Source organism: Janthinobacterium sp. KBS0711, assembly GCF_000988085.1.
Taxonomy (GTDB): domain Bacteria; phylum Pseudomonadota; class Gammaproteobacteria; order Burkholderiales; family Burkholderiaceae_D; genus Janthinobacterium; species Janthinobacterium lividum_E.
Map to the genome: position 1 here is coordinate 191514 of NZ_LBCO01000014.1, position 19926 is coordinate 211439.

The window sequence follows — 19926 nt, forward strand, 5'->3', positions numbered from 1 at the left end:
GCCACAGTGGCATGCGGTGGCGCAGGTTGTCACAGCTCGCGCGCCAGCACCTGGCCGATCAAGTCCTTGCCAAAGCTGTGATGCGCCTCTTCCTCTACCAGCTGGAAGCCTGCCTTGTCGTAGATGCGGCGCGCATCGGTGAGGATGCTATTGGTCCACAACACGATTTTCGTATAGCCGACCTGACGGCTGAAGCGCAGGCATTCATCGACCAGGCGGCTGCCGATGCCCAGACCGCGCGCGCTGGGATCGACGTACAGCAGGCGCAGTTTGGCAGTCGTGTCGTCCTGGCGCACGATGAAGATGGAACCGATCACCTTGCCGTCCTTTTCGGCTATCCAGCAGCGCTCACGGACCGGGTTGAATTCGCGCACGAATTTGGCGAGAATCTCGGCAACGAGCGCCTCGTACTCGTTGTTCCAGCCATATTCCTGCGCATACAGCACGGCTTGCCGGTGGATGATCCAGCCCATGTCGCCCGGCTGCGGATTGCGCAGGATATAACTGGGCGATGTTTCCCCCAGCAAACCCTGGATTTGCCCCATGGCAGCGACCAGCTCCTGCTGCGCCGTTGGCGGCAAGCGTTCCAGCATGGCCGCCACTTCGCGTCGCGAGGCATCGACCAGGGGCGCGAGGGTGCGCTGTCCCTCTGCGGTCAGCTGTAATTGCGCCGCGCGCGCATCCTTGGGCGAGCGCGTCTTGGCGATCAGCCCCTGCTTTTCGAATCCGGCAATAACCCGGCTCAGGTAGCCCGCGTTCAAGTCCAACTCGCGGCACAGGTCCGCGCTGGTCAATTGCTCCCGGTACGCCAGTTCATACAGGATGCGCACTTCCGTCAGCGAAAACGCGCTGTCCAGCAAGTGTTCATGCAGCACGCCAATCTGGCGCGTATAGAAACGGTTAAAACGACGCACGATCTCCGTGCGTTCGACGAGTTGATCCGCCTGCATGTGACACCTCCCATTTGCTTGCTTATGGCAGATTATTGATTGCTTTTGACAATCATGTCAATATGCGACGGTCTCTGGCGCGCATAAAAAAAGCGGCCCTGGAGAGGGCCGCCTTGGCTGCAACGGAAAGCAGGGGCGCTGGCTTACACGTCAATATTCCCCGCGCGCAGGGCGTTGTTTTCAATGAAGGCGCGGCGTGGTTCCACGTCGTCGCCCATCAGGGTGGTGAAGATCTGGTCCGCCGCAATCGCGTCTTCGATCTGCACTTTCAGCAAGCGGCGCACGGTCGGGTCCATCGTCGTTTCCCACAGCTGGTCCGGATTCATTTCGCCCAGACCTTTGTAACGCTGTTTCGAGACGGTGCGTTCGGCTTCGTCACGCAGCCATTGCATGGCCTGGTGGAAGTCGACCACGGCGATTTCCTTCATGCGCTCGCCTTCGCCGCGGCGGACAAACGCGCCTTCGCCGATCAGGCCTTCGAAGGTGGCGGCGCCGCTGCTCAGCACGGCGTAGTCCGGGCCTTGCACGAAGTCGGCGTCGATGGCGGTGACTTTGACGTTGCCGTGGTACATGCGCTCGATGTGCAGCTTGTGTTTTTCCGACAAATCGTCGGAACGCACGTGCACGCGCACGGCGCTGTCGTTGATGGCCGTCTGCAGGGCCAGGGCGGAGGTTTCCGCCAGGTCCAGGGTCGACAGGTCCAGCTGCACGCCCGTCATGATGGCCGTCAGGGCGGCGCGGTCGATGACGCGCGTCAGACGGGTCATGATGGTATTCGACAGGTTGAACTTGCGCACCAGTTCCGTCAGCGTGTCGCCGGAAATGCCTTCCGCGCCTTCGCGCGGCACCAGCACGGCCGTGTTCAGCGCCACGGTCATCATGTAGCTCGCTTCCTCGGCGTCATCTTTCAGATAGCGCTCGTCGCGGCCGGCCTTCACTTTGTACAGCGGCGGTTGCGCGATGTAGATGTGGCCGCGCTCGACCAGTTGCGGCATCTGGCGGTAAAACAGGGTCAGCAGCAGGGTACGGATGTGGGCGCCGTCGACGTCCGCATCGGTCATGATGATGATGCGGTGGTAGCGCAGTTTCTCGACGTTGAATTCGTCCGGTCCGATCGAGGTGCCGAGCGTGGCGATCAGGGTAGTGATCTGCTCCGACGACAGCATTTTTTCGAAACGGGCTTTTTCCACGTTCAAGACTTTACCGCGCAGCGGCAGAATCGCCTGGAACTTGCGGTCGCGCCCCTGTTTTGCCGAGCCACCTGCCGAGTCACCCTCGACGATGTACAGTTCGCACAGGGCGGGGTCTTTTTCCTGGCAGTCGGCCAGCTTGGCCGACAGGCCCAGGCCGTCCATGATGCCTTTGCGGCGCGTCAAGTCGCGGGCCTTGCGTGCCGCTTCACGGGCGCGTGCCGCTTCGACGATCTTGCCGCAAATGATCTTGGCGTCGTTTGGTTTTTCTTGCAGGTAATCAGCCAGGGTCTTGGCGACGATTTCTTCCACCGGGCCGCGCACTTCGCTCGATACCAGCTTGTCTTTCGTCTGCGACGAGAATTTCGGTTCCGGCACTTTCACGGACAAGACGCAGGTCAAGCCTTCGCGCATGTCGTCGCCGTTAATTTCCACTTTCGCCTTTTTGGCGAACTCGTGTTCATCGATGTATTTGTTGATCACGCGTGTCATTGCCGCGCGCAAGCCCGTCAAGTGGGTGCCGCCGTCGCGTTGCGGGATGTTGTTCGTGAAGCACAGCACCTGTTCATTGTAGGCATCGTTCCACTGCATCGACACGTCGACCGAGATGTTCGTGTTCTGGTCCGACATGCGCTCGCCCGTGGCCTGGAAAATGGTCGGGTGCAAGACCGACTTGGCCTTGTTGATGTATTCGACGAAGCCGCGCGTGCCGCCTTCGAAGGCGAACACTTCTTCCTTGCCCGTGCGCTGGTCGGACAACTTGATGTTGACGCCATTGTTCAGGAAGGACAGTTCGCGGATGCGCTTGGCCAGGATTTCGTAGTGGAATTCCACGTGCGTGAAAATCTCTTCGTCGGCCCAGAAATGCACGTCGGTGCCGCGCTTGTCCGTTTCGCCGATGACACGGATCGGCGAGGTGGCGATGTCGCCGACCATGACGATCTGGCGGTCTTGCGGCACGCCGCGCACAAATTCCATGTGATGCACTTTGCCATCGCGGCGGATGGTCAGTTTCAGCAGTTTCGACAGGCCATTCACGCAGGACACGCCCACGCCGTGCAAACCGCCCGAGACTTTATACGAGTTCTGGTCGAACTTACCGCCCGCGTGCAATTCGGTCATGACGATTTCCGCCGCCGAACGCTTCGGATCGTGCTTGTCGTCCATTTTCAGGCCGGTCGGCACGCCGCGGCCATTGTCGGTGATCGAGATCGAATTGTCGCTATGGATGGTGACGTGGATTTCGGTGCAGTGGCCGGCCAGCGATTCATCGATGGAGTTGTCCAGCACTTCGAATACCAGATGGTGCAAGCCGGTGCCGTCCGAGGTGTCGCCAATGTACATGCCCGGGCGTTTGCGTACGGCTTCCAGGCCTTCCAGGATCTGGATGGAGGAGGCGCCGTATTCTTCCGTTTTGGCCTGGATCGGGGTGTCTTGTGGATTCTCGGACATGGACTGCTTTCTCAAATAACGATTGCTGATTGATTCGGGGCTGCTGGCTGATGACCGTCTGTCGGGTTAGCCGGAACGGCGTAACCCGACAGACGGCGATTCAGCATGTCGGATTACGCTGCGCTCATCCGACCTACATCACTGCTGTGGTCTTTAGATGCGCATCGGCATGACGACATACTTGAAGTCGGCATTGTCCGGGATGGAGATCAGGGCGGACGAGTTCGAATCACCGAGCGCGATGTTGACGTATTCGCATTTCAGGTTGTTCAGCACGTCCAGCAGATACGTCACGTTGAAGCCGATGTCGACGGAGTCGCCGCCGTAGTCGATTTCCAGCTCTTCGACGGCTTCTTCCTGGTCCGCATTGGTCGAGCTGATCTTCATGCTGCCCGGGGTGATGATGCAGCGCACGCCCTTGAACTTGTCGCTGGTCATGATGGCGGCACGTTGCAGCGAGCGCAGCAGTTCATCGCGGCCGATGGTGAAGTCGTTTTTGTAGCCTTTTGGAATCACGCGCGTGTAGTCGGGGAACTTGCCTTCGACCAGCTTCGAGATCAGTTCGATGTCGGCAAAGGTCAGTTTCACCTGGTTGGCGGCGATGTCCAGCTGCACCGGCTCATCGTTCTCTTCCAGCAGACGCTGCAGTTCGATGATGGTCTTGCGCGGGATAATGACTTCCTGGCGCGCAAACGTCTGCTCGGTGGCGACCTGGCAAAACGCCAGACGGTGGCCGTCGGTGGCCACGGCGATGACATTGTTGCCATCCAAAACCAGCAACAAGCCGTTCAGGTAGTAGCGGATGTCTTGCTGCGCCATCGAGAAATGCACCATGTTGAACAGGTGCTTCAGCGTTTTTTGCGGCAGGGTGACGGACGCGTTGTAGCTTTCCGCCTGTTGCACGGTCGGGAACTCTTCCGCCGCCAGGGTTTGCAGGGCGAAGCGCGACTTGCCCGTTTGCACGGTCAGGCGCTTGTTCAGCAGGGTCATCGTGACGTCGCCCGATTCGGGCAGGGCGCGCAGGATGTCGAGCAGTTTGCGCGCGGCCACGGTGGTGCCGGTGACGTCCGCGCCGGAACCGATTTCCGCGTGCGTGGTGATCTGCACTTCGGTGTCGGTCGACAGGAAGGAGACATTTTCACCGTCTTTGCGGATGAGGATATTGGCCAGAATCGGCATAGTGTGCCGACGCTCGACAATACCGCTCACGATCTGCAGTGGCCGGAGAAGGGTATCTCGGGTGGTTTTGACCAATTGCATATTTATCCTCAATGTATAGGTTGAACAGTACGACGTTTAACGTATTAATTTAACAATTGTTACCATAGGGGGCCCCGACAGACCGGCTGCGGTGCCCTCCCAGATGATAAGGGTAAAGCACGTTTTGAGCCAGTCTTGCTCAAGCGGCGCTTAGCCTTTTAATGTTTGCTCCAGCACATGCAATTCATGGTTGCATTCCGGATTCTTGGTGCGGTCCAACGCGATCTTGCGCACGGCATGCAGCACCGTGGTGTGGTCGCGGCCGCCGAACAGCTCGCCGATCTCCGGCAGGCTCTTCTGTGTCAATTCCTTGGCCAGGTACATGGCGATCTGGCGCGGCCGGGCGATATTCGCGGGGCGGCGCTTCGAATACATGTCGGCAACCTTGATATTGAAGAAGTCAGCCACCGTTTTCTGGATGTTTTCCACGGAAATCTGGCGGTTCTGCACCGACAGCAAGTCCTTCAGGGCTTCCTTGACGATATCGATGGTGATGTCTTTGCCATGGAAGCGCGAGTACGCGAGGATCTTGCGCAGCGCGCCTTCCAGCTCGCGCACGTTCGAGCGCAAGTGCTTGGCGACAAAGAAGGCCACGTCGTCGGAGAAGGTCACGCCTTCCTGCTTGGCTTTTTTCAACAGAATCGCCACGCGCATTTCCAGCTCCGGCGGTTCGATGGCCACTGTCAGGCCCGAATCGAAGCGCGAGATCAGGCGGTCGTCCATGCCCGTGATTTCCTTCGGGTACGTATCCGAGGTGATGATGATCTGTTTCTTTGCTGCAATTAACGCCTCGAACGCATAGAAGAACTCTTCCTGCGTGCGGCTTTTGCCGCCAAAGAACTGGATATCATCGATCAGCAGCATGTCGAGCGAGTGATAGTAGTGCTTGAAATCGTCGAAACCCTTGCGCTGGTAAGCGGTCACTACGTCGCGAACGTACTGTTCCGCGTGGATGTAGCGAATTTTTGCGCCCGGATTGTCGGCCATCACCTGGTTGCCGATGGCGTGGATCAAGTGGGTTTTACCCAGGCCGACGCCGCCGTAGAAGAACAGCGGGTTATAGGACACGCCCGGATTGTTCGCCACCTGGATGGCGGCGGCGCGCGCCAACTGGTTGGCCTTACCGGTCACAAAACTGTCGAAGGTCAGGTCGGTGTTGATGCGGCTCTGCTCGCGGCGCGGCGCGGCGCCGATGCTCAGTTCCGGCACGCTGGGCTGCGGCTCCGCGGCGCGCGCGCTGGGCGCGCCGCCATTCGGATCGCTGGCCGGGGTGCTGGCGGCAACGGGCTTCTTCGGCAAGGCCAGGCGCGGGTCGAGCACGAACTGCACTTCCGTCGGCGCTTCGAAGTACTGAATGGCCAGGGCAGTGATGCGGCTGGCGAACTGGGTCTTGACCCAATCGAGCTTGAAGCGATTGGGCGCAGCAATGCGCAGCTTGCCCTCTTCGTAATCGAGAGGGATAAGCGGTTTGATCCACGCACTGAATTGTTGCGGTGTCAGCTCCAGTTCCAACTGCGCGGAACAGGCCTGCCAGAAATTATCCATGTATGTCTATGTGAAAAGGTGTGGGAGGGCGTATCGATTCTGCCCTGCGTTCACCGTGTTGCAAGGCCGGCGTCGCGCGAGGGCTCGCCACACGTAACGCGCTATTCTACTCCCGACTGACAAAGTTATCCACAGGCACGACGCTTATTTTTCTATGGCGGGGTGGGGCGCCGTGTGCATAAGAGGCGACTTATCCCCCGGTTATCCCGTCACAAGCAGTGCTGGCGCGGCCTGTGGCGGGGCCTTGCAAGCAGATGGGGGCCGGCGCGCAAATTTCCAGGCGATCACGGCAATCCTTGACAAGAGGGGGGCATATGCTGAATAATTCAGGGTTCCCCGCCCGTATTCCGTGTTTATTCATTTGGAACGACAATATGGACTAAGCGTGGATTAAGCGGGCGATGAGATTGGCCAGCTTGTGCCTTGGCATAAGTGCGCGATTGTCATTGGCACCAAAAACTGACGGGACGTCAGACCCGATTTTGCATTTTTTTTGTTTTTAGCGAGACCAACATGAAACGTACTTACCAACCTTCCGTCGTTCGCCGCAAGCGTACGCACGGCTTCCGCGCTCGTATGGCTACCCGTGGTGGCCGTGATGTGCTCAACGCACGTCGCGCAAAGGGCCGCAAACGTCTGGCCGTCTAGGCTTGTCGTTGACAGCTGATCGCGTGGCTAGCTGTACTCCAGTCGGCAATCAACGCGAAGGTTCACACGACTTCGCGCGCGTTCGGCGTATCGTTAAAACGGATGAATTTTCATCCGTTTTTCGTTTGCGCCCTTCGCAAAAAACAGCGCATTTTGTGCTGTACACCCGACACAATCAATTGCCGCATGCGCGGCTGGGCGTCGTTGTGGCGAAGCGTTTCGCGCCGCGCGCAGCGACCCGCAACACGATCAAGCGCGTCACGCGCGAGCTGTTTCGCAACAGCGCGATGCCGCCGGTCGACTGCGTGGTGCGTTTGTCGCGCGCCGTCAACAGCAAGGATGGCCCGGCCACCACGACCAAGCTCAAAGCCGAGCTGCGTGAAGAGTTGAGCCGCCTGTTCGCGGCGCAAATCGCCGCCCAGGCCCGTTCTGTTGCTGCGCCACCACCATCCGCGCCATGAAAACCCTGCTGCTGTTCCTGCTGCGCGCTTATCAGTTGCTGATCAGCCCCATGCTGGGACAGAATTGCCGTTTCTATCCGAGCTGTTCGCATTACGCGATGGAAGCGCTGCGCGTGCACGGTACGGCCAAGGGCAGCCTGCTGGCTGCCAAGCGCCTGTGCCGTTGCCACCCCTGGAATGAAGGGGGCGTCGACCCGGTGCCGCCGGCCGATGGCAAACAATCTTCAACGACCGCTTGCGGTTGCAACCACTCCTGACAAATACCCTAATGGATATCAATAAACGTACCATCCTGTGGATCGTGTTTTCCGTCTCGCTGGTAATTCTCTGGAACGAATGGATGATCTCGAACGGCAAGCCGTCGATGTTCTCCGCGAACACGGAACAAACCGCCAAGGCGCCTGTCACCCCGGCCAAGACGGACGCCCTGGCTGCCGCGGCTGCCGGCGCGACCGCCGTGCCTGGCGAAGCGACCGATCCCGCCGCGTTCAAGCGCGAAGTGATTACCATCACCACCGACGTCATCAAGGTCGACATCGACACCCTGGGCGGCCAGGTCAAGCGTCTGGAATTGCTGAAGTTCAAGGGCGCGGGCAATCCGGGCTGGTTCGGCGGCTGCTTCGGCCTGTTCAAATGGTGCCAGCCTGACGAAGGCAAGCAAAACGAAGTGCTGTTCGACGAAGGCGCGAACCACACCTACCTGGCGCAGTCGGGCCTGGTCGGCGGTCCGTTCCCTACCCACGCGAGCGGTTTTACCGTGCAGCCTGGCGTGCGCACCCTCGGTGACGGCAAGCAAGTGCAACTGGTGATGGAAGCGGTCGAAGGCGGCGTCAAGCTGACCAAGACGTTTACGTTCAAACGCGGCGACTACGTCATCGACGTGCGCCACGATGTGGCCAACGTGGGCGCGGCCCCTGTCACGCCGCAGCTGTACCTGCAACTGACGCATGACGGCAACAAGCCGGTCGGCGATTCGTTCTTCAACAGCAGCTTCACGGGCCCGACCCTGTACACGCCGCAAGACAAGTACCAGAAGCTGACGTTCGAGAAAATCGAAAAAGCGGCCGTGGAAGACGAGAAGAAGGGCAACGACAACGCCATGAAGGGCCTGCATCCGGCCACGGCGAATGGCGGCTGGTTTGCGATTTCGCAGCACTTCTTCGTGTCGGCCTTCGTTCCGCCTGAGAACGCCAAGCGCGACATCTTCACGAAAAAGCTCGGCACCAACTTGTACGCGATCGGCAACGTGCTGCCATTGCCTACCCTGGCGCCAGGCGCCTCGGCCAGCATGGACAGCAAGCTGTATTCGGGTCCGCAAATCGCGCACCTGCTGGAATCGGTATCGCCTGGCCTGGAACTGGTCAAGGATTACGGCTGGCTGACCATCATCGCCAAGCCGATCTTCTGGGTCATGGAACACATCCACAGCGTGCTGGGCAACTGGGGCTGGACCATCATCGCCTTCACGATCCTGATCAAGCTGGCCTTCTTCCCGCTGTCGGCCGCCGGCTACCGCAGCATGGCCAAGATGAAACTGGTCACGCCGAAGATGCAAGCGATTCGCGAGCGCTACAAAGGCGATCCGCAAAAGATGAACCAGGCCACGATGGAGCTGTACAAGACGGAAAAGATCAATCCGCTGGGCGGCTGCCTGCCGATCCTGATCCAGATGCCCGTCTTTATCGCCCTGTACTGGGTGCTGAACGCATCCGTGGAAATCCGCGGCGCGCCATGGATCGGCTGGATCACCGACCTGGCCCAGCATGACCCATGGTGCATCCTGCCAGTGCTGTACGCGATCTCGATGTACATCACGACCAAGCTGAACCCGGCTCCGGCCGATCCGATGCAAGCGAAGATGATGCTGTTCATGCCACTGGCATTCTCGGTGATGTTCTTCTTCTTCCCGTCGGGCTTGGTACTCTACTGGGTCGTCAACAACGTCTTGTCGATCGGCCAGCAATGGGTGATCACCAAAAAATACGCGCCTGCCGCCAAGTAATTCCGGCTAGCGAACAGAAAGCCCGCCTCGCGCGGGCTTTTTTTTCATCTACAATATCCCCCATGAAACTCGACTCTTCCCCTATCGCCGCCATCGCCACCGCTCCCGGTCGCGGCGGCATCGGCGTGGTACGCGCCTCCGGCAAAAACCTCGCTCCTTTAATGACGGCCCTGTTCGGCGCGCAGCAACTCAAACCGCGCCATGCCACCTATCTGCCATTCACGGAAAGCGATGGCAGCATCATCGACCAGGGCATCGCCATCCACTTCAAGGGTCCGCATTCGTACACGGGCGAAGATGTGCTGGAATTGCAGGGCCACGGCGGCCCCATCGTGCTGCAGCTGCTGCTGGCGCGCGTGCTGGAAGCGGGCAAGGACAGCGGCTTGCGCCTGGCCGAACCGGGCGAATTCACGCGCCGCGCTTTTCTCAATGACAAGCTGGACCTGGCGCAAGCGGAAGCCGTGGCCGACCTGATCGACGCGTCCACGGAAGCGGCGGCCAAGTCCGCCTCGCAATCGCTGTCGGGCGCGTTCTCGAACACCATCCACGCGCTGGTGGAACAGGTGACGGGGCTGCGCATGCTGGTCGAAGCGACCCTGGACTTCCCGGAAGAGGAAATCGACTTCCTGGAAAAATCGAATGCGCGCGGCCAATTGAAAGCCGTGATCGAAGCGTTGAACAAAGTGTTTGCGCAGGCGGCGCAGGGCGCGCTGCTGCGCGAAGGCTTGAACGTGGTGCTGGCCGGCCAGCCGAACGTGGGTAAATCGTCGCTGCTGAATGCGCTGGCGGGCGCCGACGTGGCCATCGTCACGCCGATCGCCGGCACCACGCGCGACAAGGTCAGCGAAACCATCCAGATCGAAGGCATTCCGCTCAACATCATCGACACGGCCGGCATCCGCAGCGCGGGCGACACCGTCGACGCCGTCGAGCGCATCGGCATCGAACGCACCTGGGGCGAGATCGGCAAGGCGGACGTGATTCTGCACTTGCTGGACGCCGACCATGGCCCGACACTGGCCGATGAAACCATCGTCGCCGCCTTCCCCGAAGGCGTGCCCGTGGTGCGCGTGTGGAACAAGATTGATCTCTCTGGCCACAAGCCCGGCGTCGACAGCATGCCGGACGCCACCCACGTGTATCTGTCGGCGCACGAGCACATCGGCATCGACCTCTTGCGCGCCGAGCTGCTGCGCATCGCCGGCTGGCAGCAGACGGGTGAATCGCTGTACCTGGCGCGCGAACGCCATTTGATCGCCTTGAAATCGGCCGGCAAGCATCTGGATATCGCCGCCGCGCACGCGGCGCAGGACGACCAGTCGCTCGACCTGTTCGCCGAAGAGCTGCGCTTGGCGCAGGTGCAACTGTCGAGCATCACGGGCGAGTTTTCGCCTGACGATCTGCTGGGCGTGATCTTCAGCCGTTTCTGTATCGGCAAATAAGGAGGTTCGATGAAGCTTGTGCTCGCTTTTGTGTTCGCCTGCCTGCCGCTGCTGGCTGGCGCGCAGGAAAAACTGCCGAAGGATGTGGCGAAGTTCGTTGAGCATGCGCAAACGTGCGAGCATTTTGCCGGCGAATGGGATGATAACGACAAGGCGCGCCAGCGCGAGATCATCGCAGCCGTGGACGATGCCTGCGGCCAGGCGCAGCGGCAATGGAAGCGGCTGTCCGCCAAGTACGCGGGACAGCCGAAGCTGCAGAAAATCATCAATGAACAGGCCAATGACGCCGTGCGCAGCTACCGGAAGCCAGGCTAGCATCTGCCCCGTTGAGAATTATCATGAAGTCCAAACTGCGCTGACGTAATCTTGCTGAGCGGCCTTGAAGTGCCGCTAGGAAAGGAAGCGCCATGGACAGCGAACAGCCGGAAGTCGTGGAAAGCGGGGGGGGGGTGGCGCCGCCATTGCCTTCCCTGCCGCAATTGATCGCAGCGCTGCCGCCGAAAGGCGCATGCTGGTACTGCGACAAGCCGCTCGATGCCGTGCGTCGTTTCTGCTGCAAAAGTTGTTGCGTGGCGTATGCGGAAGAGGCGCAATACAACAACTGAGCGGCAGCGGGCTGAGCGCTAGCGGCGCCGCAGCAGGGCCGCCAGGGCGCCGTCGAAATCGAACTCGTGCGCGGCGGCCGCCACTTCCTGGTAGACGTTCACGCCCAGGCTGGCCGCGAGCAGGCTGGCCGAATTTTCCAGGATGTCGATGGCCGCGCCGTCGCCTTCGCGCAGATGGCTGGCCAGGCGCGCCAGCAGCAGCTGGATGGCGGGCGCGGCCGGGTCGGGCGCCACGTCCTGCGCCGCCGTGTGGTTTGCTTCCGGCGTGCCCAGCATGCTGCTGACCGCGCCGAGCAATTGATCCTGCGCCAGTTCCAGTTGCAGCATCTGCTGGGCCAGGTCGGGCGCCTGTGCGCGCAGTGCCGATTCGAGGGTGGCCGACAGGCCATGCACGTGGCGCGCACCGATCATGCCGGCGGCGCCTTTCAGGGTATGCGCCTTCAGGCGCGCGGAAGCGTAGTTGCCCGCGTCGAATTCGGCGCGGATCTGGCACGGCGTGGTGCCGTGGTCGTGCAGGAAGCGGCGCAGGATTTTCAGGTACAGGATGCGGTCGCCCATGATGCGGCCCAGTCCATTCTCGACATCGAGAATACGGACCATGTCGGATGCCGCAACGGCGGCATCATCATCGCAAGTGGCGTGTGGTTTCAGCATGCTGTGCAGAGCGCCCCAAAACTTGTCAATGTCAGTAAAGCTGGAACCGCTATTTTACATCCAGTCATCCTCGACGCTGCGCCCGCTTGGCATGCTTAGCGCGTCGTGAATGACCAGCTGTGCGTGACGTCCGCGCCATTGACTTTGCCGATGAAACTCACGTCATAGCTGGCGTTCGCATTCAAGGGCGCCAGCGGGATGATGGACGCGGCCGAGACCGGCGTATGCACATCGTTGCTGCTGGTGAGCAGGCGCGCCGCCAGGTCCGTGGCGGTGCCGCGCTGGCGCACGCTGAATGCCGTCACGCTGACGGGCGTGCCGTAGTTGGCATGCACGCTGATCGGGTAGCCGACCACATCCTGGTTCGGCACGGGATCGGGCGATTCGTTATCGCTGGAAAAACTGACGGCCACTTTCTGCTGCCCGCTGAACGGATAGGTAACGATCTGTCCCGCCGCCAGCCCGGGGCCATAGCTGCGGTTGCCGGCCAGGTCGGTGGTGAAATAGGCATAGCCGGCGCCGCTGACGGCCGCGCCCGCGCCACCTTCCTTGAACAGCGGTTCGAAAATGACGAAGCGGTGATAGATGGCCGTGACCAGTTCTTCGGCCAGGTAAAAGCCGGAGGTGTTGCTCGCGCCAGCGATGACTTCGCCCTGCAGCGACGTGACGACGTAGCCGGCCTTGGCCAGGCGGTCGCCCAGTTTCACGCCCGTAAAGCCGGGCTTGCCCTGCACCTGTTCGTGCGCCACCGTATTGTTGAGATTGAGATAGCTGGAATGGCCCAGGGCCGCGCTGTCGATCTGGCTGTTGCGCGCCAGTGGCGACAGGCCGATCTGGCTGCGCCGGTAGTTGAACCAGTTAAAGCCATCGGTGGCAATATTGTTGCTGAGGACGGGAGCGCCCGGCTCCTGTGTCAGCTGCCCGGCCGGGGTCGAGGTGCTCAGCGACGTATTGCCGCCGCTGTCGCCGCCGCCGCAGGCGCTCAGCAGTGCTGCACTCAGCAGGGTAGGTATCCAGTATTTCCAACGCAGTGACGAGGCAATCAAGTTGGCTCCTGTAGAGGTAGACGGACGGCGGTGGGGCCAGCGTGCTGTCCTGTAAAACGATTCTAAGGTATTTTGATACCTTGTAGCGCATTCATGAAAAGATATGTGGCGCGCTCGTGCGCGGACGGTGCCGCAGCTGCGCAGGGTAGAATGAGCGTAGCGCAGCGTTTGCCGCTGCATTGCCTTACTTCCGATTTTTTTTGATTGCCCATACATTTGAACACCTTGCCCAAGTCGCGCCTGCAGCGCGCCAAATACGCCTTGCCCAGCATGGTGACTTTGCTTTCGATAGCCTGCGGTTTTGCCAGCATCGTCATTTCCGTCGACAATGCCGCCGTGGGCGACGCGGATGCCTACCGCCTGGCGGCGGCGCTGCTGGTGCTGGCCGGCGTGTTCGATGCGCTCGACGGCTATGTCGCGCGCCTGACGAACACCAGTTCGCAGTTCGGCGTGCAGCTTGACTCCATCGCCGACGTGATGAATTTCGGCTGCGCCCCGGCCGTCCTGTTGTATTGCTACGGCTTCGTGCAGATGGGCGTGCACGATCCGCTGCTGCTGCGCTTTGGCGGCATGGCCAGCTTCTTTTTTGTTGCCTGCGGCGCGATGCGCCTGGCGCGCTTCAATGTGAACGTGGGGCGCACGGATCCCCTGTATTTCGTCGGTATGCCGATCACTGCCGGGGCCGCTTGCGTGGCGGCCGTGGTGGTGGCCTGGCCGGCGCCCATCGATTCCATGCTGCACAGCTACCTGCTGATGCTGCTGCTCGTGGGCGTGGGCAGCCTGATGGTGTCGACCTTGCGCTTCCCCAGCTCCAAGCAAAAGAAAAGCCTGGCCGCGCTGCTGGTGCTGATCGTCGCCATCGCCCTGCTCGTGTGGTTGAAAACGAGTTTCTTTGCACTGTTCTTCGCCGTCTACATCGCCGCCACCCTGGCGTTGAACCTGGCGTGGTACCTGGGCTGGCGCGGTATTGCGCTGCCGCAGGTATTCAATGACCCCGACGAGATCGATTAATCTCAGGCCACCTCGTGCCCGCGCGCGGCGCGCAGGATGGCGAACCAGTCGCTGCGGCTGAGCGTAAATTGCGTGCCTTCCACGGCCACGGCCACGGCTTCGATGCGGCCCGTGCCCGTCAGCGGCAGGGGGCGGCATGGCAGTTGCATGATCCAGGCAAACACGACGCTGGCAAACGGACGCTGCAGCTGGTCTGCGATCTGCTTGATGACATTGCGCAAGTTCTCCACATTCGCATCGCCCCCTTGGAACAGCCGGCCGCCCGCCAGCGGCGACCAGATCATCGGCGCCACCCCCACGTCCTGCAAGCCGTCGAAGGTTTCATCAAACAGGGGCGCCACGTGCAGCGGCGAAAATTCCACTTGGTTCGTCACCAATGGAAAGCGCCGGTGCAGGCAATCGAACTGGTGGCGGCTGAAATTCGACACGCCAAAGTGCAGGACCTTGCCCGCTTGCTTGAGCTGGGTAAACGCGCCGGCGATCTCGTCGAAATCCATCAGCGGGTCGGGACGGTGGATCAGCAGCAAGTCCAGGCGGTCCGTCTGCAACTGGCGCAAGGTGTGTTCCACGGAACTGGTGATGTGCGCCGCGCTCGTGTCGTAATGCTGGATGGCATGGCCAGGACGGTGCGGCGACAGCAGCTTGATGCCGCATTTGCTGACCAGCTCCATCTTGTCGCGCAAGCCCGGCTGCAGGGCCAGCGCTTCGCCAAATAAACCTTCGGCACTGTAATCGCCATAGATATCGGCATGGTCGAAGCTCGATACGCCCAGCGCCAGGCATTGCTCGATGAAGGCCAGGCGTTGCTGCGCCGACATATTCCACTCGCCGATGCGCCACATGCCGGCGACGATGCGCGACAGTTCGGGACCATTGCTGCTCAAACGGCTGCGCGGCGCTTGCAGGCTGGCGGGAAATACATGGCTCATGGGCTGGCTTTCTGGTGGTGGCGAAGAAGGTGACGCCACGATTATATCCAGTGCTACAGCATGCTGCGGATAAAGCGGCAGCAACGCTCCTGCAGGGCATCGTCGAGCTGGCCGCCGAGTTGCATCTGATACACGAGCGCCGACTGCAGCATGAAGGCAAACAGGCGTAGGTCGAGGTCGGCGCGCACGCCGATGTCGACCAGGCGCTGCACCACCAGGGTGATCCACGGCGCGACGATCTGCTCGCGAAAACGCAGCTGCGCCGCCGCATCATTGTGGATCAGCACCAGTAAGTCGCACGTGAAGCGGCCATCGGCGTTCAGGTTGTCGAAGATGCGCGCGCAGATCGCCTCGATTTCCTGACCGTCCGGCATGTCGAGCGCGCGCTGCAGCTTTTCCGCCGTGCGCTTGACGAGCGCGTCGAGCAGCATGTCCTCGCGGCGCGGCCAGCGCCGGTAGATCGTCTGGCGCCCCACGCTGGCAGCGTCGGCCACCATCTGTATCGTCACGGCGTCGAGCCCATGCTGGCGCACCAGCATGACGATGGCTTCCAATACCGCATCTTCCACGCCCGCCTTGCGCGGGCGGCCACGCATTGCTGCCTCTTTTTTAATCACGTCTGGCCTGTCTCTGAATGTTTCTTTTAATTATGGTACGATGCGCACCGTAAATGCAAAGCAACTGCTTGTCAATCATGTTGGTCAATTAACCGGCAGGTTGATGCACCGCGCCGCGATACTCAAGTCATCTCTACGTGAAATCTGCAATCTCAGCGGCGCGTGCCCGTATTTTCTTTCTGACTTCCACATCCATCACTGTGGCGGCTCGTGCCGCCTGAGGAAAACCTATGAAAATCATCGGGATTTCGCCCCATCGGCGCAACTTCCTGCGCAAGGCCGTTGGCGCCGCGCCTGCCGTGGCCTTGCTGGCCGGCGCCGGCGGCGGCCTGGCCATGGCCGTCTCCAAGGACCAGCCTGCTTACAAACCGCGCTTTTTCAACGCCACCGAATGGGCCACCTTGAGTGCGCTGGTCGACCGCCTGATCCCTGCCGACGCCGAAGGGCCGGGCGCGCTGGAATCGGGCGCGCATGAATTCATCGACGCGCAGATGAACACGCCTTACGCGTATGGCGCGTTGTGGTACATGCAGGGACCGTTCGTGCCATCGATCGAACAGTTCGGCTACCAGTTCCACATGGCGCCGCGCGAGCTGTACCAGAGCGCCTTGGCCGGCGTCAACGCGGCCGTGCAGAAACAGTCCGGCAAGCCTTTCGTGCAGTTGAACGCGGCCGAGCGCGATGCCGTCATCACGCAATTGCAAAAAGGGACCTTGGACATTGGCGCAGTGCCGTCGAAAGTCTTCTTCAACCAGATGCTGCAAAACACGCGCGAAGGCTATTTTTGCGACCCCGTGCACGGTGGCAACAAGGACATGCTGGCCTGGAAGATGGTGGGATTCCCCGGCGCGCGCGCCGACTACATGGATTGGGTGGAACAGTATGGCAAGAAATACCCGCTGCCGCCCGTGTCGATTGCCTAAAACTTTTTGTACCCGATCAAAGAAAAAGAAAAACCATCATGAGTGATATCAAACCAGATGTAAAAATGAAGCCTGTCGATGCCGTGATTGTCGGCTTCGGCTGGACCGGCGCCATCATGGCCAAGGAATTGACGGAGGCGGGCCTGAACGTGGTCGCGCTGGAGCGCGGCGAGTACCGCGACACCTATCCGGACGGCGCCTATCCGAAGACCCTCGACGAGCTGACCTATATCCAGCGCAGCAAGCTGTTCCAGGATATGTCGAAGAGCACGTTCACCTTCCGCCACAGCATCACGGGCGTGGCCGTGCCGTACCGCCAGATCGGCGCCTTTAAGCCCGGCACGGGCGTGGGCGGCGCGGGCTTGCACTGGTCGGGCATGCACTGGCGCGTCTTGCCGGAAGAGCTGCAAATCCGCAGCCACTACGAGCGCCGCTACGGCAAGAAATTCATCCCCGAAGGCATGACGATCCAGGACTTTGGCGTGACGTACGCCGAGCTGGAGCCGCACTTCGATTTCGTCGAGAAAGTCTTCGGCACCTCGGGCCAGGCCTATAAAGTCAACGGCATCGTCGTCGGCGACGGCAATGTGTTCGAGGGCGACCGCTCCGACAATTACGCGCTGGCGCCGCAAAAAGTGCCGTACACGGCCGAACTGTTCCGCCGCGCCGCCAAGGCCGTTGGCTACCACCCGTTCGTCAACGCCTCGTCGAACGCGTCCGGCCCGTACACGAATCCGTACGGCTGCCAGATGGGCCCTTGCAACTTCTGCGGTTTCTGCTCGGGCTACGCCTGCTACAACTATTCCAAGGCTTCGCCCAACGTCAACATCATGCCGGCCTTGCGCATGGTGGCGAACTTTGAATTGCGCGCCAATTGCAACGTCGTGCGCATCAATCTCGACGGCAGCAAAGGTGGCAAAGCGCGTGCTACCGGCGTGACCTACATCAATGCGGACGGCAAGGCCGTCGAGCAACCGGCCGATCTGGTCATCGCGAGCGCCTTTGCCTACAACAATGCGCATTTGTTCCTGCTGTCGGGCATCGGCAAGCCGTATGACCCCGTCAGCAATGAAGGCGTGGTGGGACGCAATATCGCCTACCAGATGATGTCGACCATCCAGACCTTCTTCAAGGAAGACACGAACACGAATCCGTTCATCGGCGCCGGGGGCACCGGTGTCGCGCTCGATGACTGGAATGGCGACAACTTCGACCATGGCCCGCTGGGCTTTGTCGGCGGCTCGCCCGCCTGGTGCAACCCGGCCGGCTCCAAGCCCATCTCGGGCATTGCCACACCGGACGGCACGCCCGCCTGGGGTTCGGCCTGGAAAAAGGCCGTCAAGAAGAGCTATCTGAACACGGTTTCGTTCGATTGCCACGGCGCCAACATGACTTACCGCGACTGCTATGTCGACCTCGACCCCACCTACACGGACAAGTATGGCCAGCAATTGCTGCGCTTTACCTTCGACTGGAAGGAAAACGACATCAAGATGAGCCGTTTCGTCACGGACAAGATGATGAAGGTGGCCGAAGCCATGAATCCGGAATCGATCAAGGTGTCCGTCAAGAGCGTGGGTGACCACCTCGACTTGCGCAACTACCAGACCACGCACTGGGCGGGCGGCACGGCCATGGGCGCGGACCGCAAGACCAGCGTCGTCAACCGCTACCTGCAGAGCTGGGACGTGCACAACGTGTTTGCCGTCGGTTCCAGCGTGTTCCCGGTCGGCATTGGCTATAACCCGACGGGTCTCGCCTGCGCGCTGACCTACTGGTCGGCCAAGGCCATCCGCGAGCAATACCTGAAAGATCCCCGTCCCCTGGTCGCCTGATGAAGAACAAGAAGATGAACAACACATTCACCCAAACAGTGGGCGCGCTGCTGCTGGCGCTCGCTTCCGGCGCCGCTTGGTCGGCCACCGCCACCGTCCCGAACGCCCAGCTGATACGCCAGGGCGAATACCTGGCCCGCGCCGGCGACTGCATCGCCTGCCATACGGCCGGCACGAAAGGCCAGCCGTTCGCCGGCGGCCTGGGCATGGAAACGCCGATCGGCAAGGTGTATTCCACCAATATCACGCCCGATAAAAAGGCCGGCATCGGCGACTGGAGCTTTGCCGATTTCGACAAGCTGATGCGCACCGGCGTGACCAAGCACGGCTACACCGTGTATCCGGCCATGCCGTACCCGTCGTACTCGCGCCTGAGCGAGGCGGACATGCAAGCGCTGTACGCCTATTTCATGCATGGCGTGAAGGCGGATCCGACGCCGAACAAGGCTGCCGACATTCCGTGGCCGTTGTCGATGCGTTTCCCCTTGACCATCTGGCGCTGGGCCTTTGCCCCCACGCCGCAGCCGTATAAAACGCCGGTCACGGGCGATGCGCAATTGCTGCGCGGCGCCTACCTGGTGCAGGGCCTGGGCCACTGCGGCGCCTGCCATACGGCGCGCGGCGTGAGCATGCAGGAAAAATCGCTGACGGACGAGGGCAACACGACCTTCCTGGCCGGCGGCGGCGTGATCGACGGCTGGTCCGTGCCATCGTTGCGCAATGAACATGGCGGCGGACTGGCGCGCTGGAGCGCGGCGGAGATCGCCGAATTCCTCAAAACGGGCCGCAACAGCCATACGGCGTCGTTCGGCGCCATGAACGACGTGGTGGCCCATTCCATGCAGCACATGACGGATGGCGACCTGGCGGCGATGGCAAAATACCTGAAATCGTTGCCGCCATCGAATCCGGCCACACCAGCATTTGTCGCCGATGACAAGCTGGGCAAGCAATTGTTCAGCGGCATCGTCAACTCCAAGGGCGCGCAGCTGTACCTGGACCGTTGCGCCGGCTGTCACCGTTCCGACGGCAAGGGCTACGACAAGGCTTTCCCTGCGCTGGCCGGCAATGCCGTGCTGCAGACGAACGACCCCACGTCGGCCATCAACATCGTGCTGTCGGGCGGCGCCGTGCCGGCCACGCGCACGGCGCCGTCGGCGCTGACGATGGCGCCGTATGCGGACATCTTCAATGACGAGCAGACTGCCCAGGTGGTGACGTTCATCCAGACGAGCTGGGGCAACCGCGGCACGCCGGTGACGGCGGCGCAGGTGGCCAAGGTGCGCAAGGTGTCCGTACCGGTGGAAGCGTCGCAGACGGAGGCGACGTTTGCGGCAGGCCGCCACGGCACCTTCC

The 19926-nt window shown here is 61.2% G+C and carries 19 protein-coding genes; 11 read left to right on the top strand and 8 right to left on the bottom strand.

Annotated elements, in window-relative coordinates; genetic code table 11:
- Positions 1–29: 29 nt before the first annotated feature.
- The 4 genes from VM94_RS09505 to dnaA form a co-directional block, all read right to left on the bottom strand.
- Positions 30–950, bottom strand: coding sequence for a bifunctional helix-turn-helix transcriptional regulator/GNAT family N-acetyltransferase (locus VM94_RS09505; protein WP_046683263.1), 921 nt, complete (start codon positions 948–950; stop codon positions 30–32).
- 143 nt (positions 951–1093) lie between these two features.
- A complete protein-coding gene (gyrB, locus tag VM94_RS09510; protein ID WP_046683264.1) occupies positions 1094–3592 on the bottom strand; it encodes a DNA topoisomerase (ATP-hydrolyzing) subunit B in 2499 nt (832 codons plus the stop codon).
- A gap of 153 nt (positions 3593–3745) precedes the next feature.
- Complete coding sequence (gene dnaN / locus VM94_RS09515; protein ID WP_034754341.1) at positions 3746–4852, bottom strand: DNA polymerase III subunit beta; 1107 nt, start codon at positions 4850–4852, stop codon at positions 3746–3748.
- A 150-nt stretch (positions 4853–5002) separates the two neighbouring features.
- Positions 5003–6397, bottom strand: a complete 1395-nt coding sequence (dnaA, locus tag VM94_RS09520) for a chromosomal replication initiator protein DnaA (RefSeq protein ID WP_034754339.1) — start codon at positions 6395–6397, stop codon at positions 5003–5005.
- Positions 6398–6910: 513 nt separating this feature from the next.
- Between dnaA and rpmH the strand changes: the two genes are divergently transcribed.
- The 7 genes from rpmH to VM94_RS09550 all read left to right on the top strand — a co-directional run bounded on the left by rpmH (position 6911) and on the right by VM94_RS09550 (position 11555).
- Positions 6911–7045: a 50S ribosomal protein L34 gene (rpmH, locus tag VM94_RS27750; protein ID WP_010401996.1), complete on the top strand. Its 135-nt coding sequence runs from the start codon at positions 6911–6913 to the stop codon at positions 7043–7045.
- 8 nt (positions 7046–7053) lie between these two features.
- The gene (gene rnpA / locus VM94_RS09525) at positions 7054–7506 is read left to right on the top strand and encodes a ribonuclease P protein component (RefSeq protein WP_072457608.1); all 453 of its coding nucleotides are present in this window, start codon (positions 7054–7056) and stop codon (positions 7504–7506) included.
- The gene (yidD, locus tag VM94_RS09530; protein WP_034754335.1) at positions 7503–7763 is read left to right on the top strand and encodes a membrane protein insertion efficiency factor YidD; all 261 of its coding nucleotides are present in this window, start codon (positions 7503–7505) and stop codon (positions 7761–7763) included. The genes rnpA and yidD overlap by 4 nt, the downstream gene beginning before the upstream one ends.
- An 11-nt stretch (positions 7764–7774) precedes the next feature.
- Positions 7775–9508: a membrane protein insertase YidC gene (gene yidC / locus VM94_RS09535; protein WP_046683265.1), complete on the top strand. Its 1734-nt coding sequence runs from the start codon at positions 7775–7777 to the stop codon at positions 9506–9508.
- A gap of 62 nt (positions 9509–9570) precedes the next feature.
- Positions 9571–10950, top strand: coding sequence for a tRNA uridine-5-carboxymethylaminomethyl(34) synthesis GTPase MnmE (gene mnmE, locus VM94_RS09540; RefSeq protein WP_046683266.1), 1380 nt, complete (start codon positions 9571–9573; stop codon positions 10948–10950).
- 9 nt (positions 10951–10959) lie between these two features.
- Positions 10960–11265 carry a hypothetical protein gene (locus tag VM94_RS09545; protein ID WP_046683267.1) on the top strand — a complete coding sequence of 102 codons (306 nt, stop codon included), beginning with the start codon at positions 10960–10962 and terminating at the stop codon, positions 11263–11265.
- Positions 11266–11357: 92 nt separating this feature from the next.
- Positions 11358–11555, top strand: coding sequence for a hypothetical protein (locus VM94_RS09550; protein ID WP_046683268.1), 198 nt, complete (start codon positions 11358–11360; stop codon positions 11553–11555).
- 18 nt (positions 11556–11573) lie between these two features.
- Here VM94_RS09550 and VM94_RS09555 read toward each other — a convergent pair whose 3' ends face one another.
- Both VM94_RS09555 and VM94_RS09560 read right to left on the bottom strand, forming a co-directional pair.
- The gene (locus tag VM94_RS09555) at positions 11574–12209 is read right to left on the bottom strand and encodes an Hpt domain-containing protein (protein WP_046683269.1); all 636 of its coding nucleotides are present in this window, start codon (positions 12207–12209) and stop codon (positions 11574–11576) included.
- A 95-nt stretch (positions 12210–12304) separates the two neighbouring features.
- Positions 12305–13255: a CAP domain-containing protein gene (locus VM94_RS09560; protein WP_313902985.1), complete on the bottom strand. Its 951-nt coding sequence runs from the start codon at positions 13253–13255 to the stop codon at positions 12305–12307.
- Between the two features lie 270 nt (positions 13256–13525).
- Between VM94_RS09560 and pssA the strand changes: the two genes are divergently transcribed.
- A complete protein-coding gene (gene pssA, locus VM94_RS09565; RefSeq protein ID WP_235432888.1) occupies positions 13526–14266 on the top strand; it encodes a CDP-diacylglycerol--serine O-phosphatidyltransferase in 741 nt (246 codons plus the stop codon).
- Between the two features lie 2 nt (positions 14267–14268).
- Here the strand turns inward: pssA and VM94_RS09570 are convergent, their stop codons facing one another.
- The gene (locus VM94_RS09570) at positions 14269–15195 is read right to left on the bottom strand and encodes an aldo/keto reductase (protein WP_046683270.1); all 927 of its coding nucleotides are present in this window, start codon (positions 15193–15195) and stop codon (positions 14269–14271) included.
- 53 nt (positions 15196–15248) lie between these two features.
- The gene (locus tag VM94_RS27210) at positions 15249–15791 is read right to left on the bottom strand and encodes a TetR/AcrR family transcriptional regulator (RefSeq protein ID WP_052755685.1); all 543 of its coding nucleotides are present in this window, start codon (positions 15789–15791) and stop codon (positions 15249–15251) included.
- A gap of 251 nt (positions 15792–16042) precedes the next feature.
- On the opposite strand from VM94_RS27210, the gene VM94_RS09580 reads away from it, so the two are divergent.
- The 3 genes from VM94_RS09580 to VM94_RS09590 form a co-directional block, all read left to right on the top strand.
- The gene (locus VM94_RS09580) at positions 16043–16735 is read left to right on the top strand and encodes a gluconate 2-dehydrogenase subunit 3 family protein (protein WP_046683271.1); all 693 of its coding nucleotides are present in this window, start codon (positions 16043–16045) and stop codon (positions 16733–16735) included.
- Positions 16736–16773: 38 nt separating this feature from the next.
- A complete protein-coding gene (locus VM94_RS09585; protein ID WP_046683272.1) occupies positions 16774–18570 on the top strand; it encodes a GMC family oxidoreductase in 1797 nt (598 codons plus the stop codon).
- A 14-nt stretch (positions 18571–18584) separates the two neighbouring features.
- A partial coding sequence (locus VM94_RS09590) for a cytochrome c (protein WP_082127646.1) occupies positions 18585–19926 on the top strand: 1342 nt, incomplete at its 3' end.

Bases quoted from the DNA above. Each gene is read 5' to 3' on its own strand.
- VM94_RS09570 (WP_046683270.1), bottom strand. From the start codon at position 15,195: ATGAGCCATGTATTTCCCGCCAGCCTGCAAGCGCCGCGCAGCCGTTTG.
- VM94_RS09580 (WP_046683271.1), top strand. From the start codon at position 16,043: ATGAAAATCATCGGGATTTCGCCCCATCGGCGCAACTTCCTGCGCAAG.
- VM94_RS09555 (WP_046683269.1), bottom strand. From the start codon at position 12,209: ATGCTGAAACCACACGCCACTTGCGATGATGATGCCGCCGTTGCGGCA.
- VM94_RS09550 (WP_046683268.1), top strand. From the start codon at position 11,358: ATGGACAGCGAACAGCCGGAAGTCGTGGAAAGCGGGGGGGGGGTGGCG.
- VM94_RS09505 (WP_046683263.1), bottom strand. From the start codon at position 950: ATGCAGGCGGATCAACTCGTCGAACGCACGGAGATCGTGCGTCGTTTT.
- rpmH (WP_010401996.1), top strand. From the start codon at position 6,911: ATGAAACGTACTTACCAACCTTCCGTCGTTCGCCGCAAGCGTACGCAC.
- dnaN (WP_034754341.1), bottom strand. From the start codon at position 4,852: ATGCAATTGGTCAAAACCACCCGAGATACCCTTCTCCGGCCACTGCAG.
- VM94_RS09585 (WP_046683272.1), top strand. From the start codon at position 16,774: ATGAGTGATATCAAACCAGATGTAAAAATGAAGCCTGTCGATGCCGTG.
- yidD (WP_034754335.1), top strand. From the start codon at position 7,503: ATGAAAACCCTGCTGCTGTTCCTGCTGCGCGCTTATCAGTTGCTGATC.
- pssA (WP_235432888.1), top strand. From the start codon at position 13,526: ATGGTGACTTTGCTTTCGATAGCCTGCGGTTTTGCCAGCATCGTCATT.
- yidC (WP_046683265.1), top strand. From the start codon at position 7,775: ATGGATATCAATAAACGTACCATCCTGTGGATCGTGTTTTCCGTCTCG.
- mnmE (WP_046683266.1), top strand. From the start codon at position 9,571: ATGAAACTCGACTCTTCCCCTATCGCCGCCATCGCCACCGCTCCCGGT.
- VM94_RS09545 (WP_046683267.1), top strand. From the start codon at position 10,960: ATGAAGCTTGTGCTCGCTTTTGTGTTCGCCTGCCTGCCGCTGCTGGCT.
- VM94_RS27210 (WP_052755685.1), bottom strand. From the start codon at position 15,791: ATGCGTGGCCGCCCGCGCAAGGCGGGCGTGGAAGATGCGGTATTGGAA.
- gyrB (WP_046683264.1), bottom strand. From the start codon at position 3,592: ATGTCCGAGAATCCACAAGACACCCCGATCCAGGCCAAAACGGAAGAA.
- dnaA (WP_034754339.1), bottom strand. From the start codon at position 6,397: ATGGATAATTTCTGGCAGGCCTGTTCCGCGCAGTTGGAACTGGAGCTG.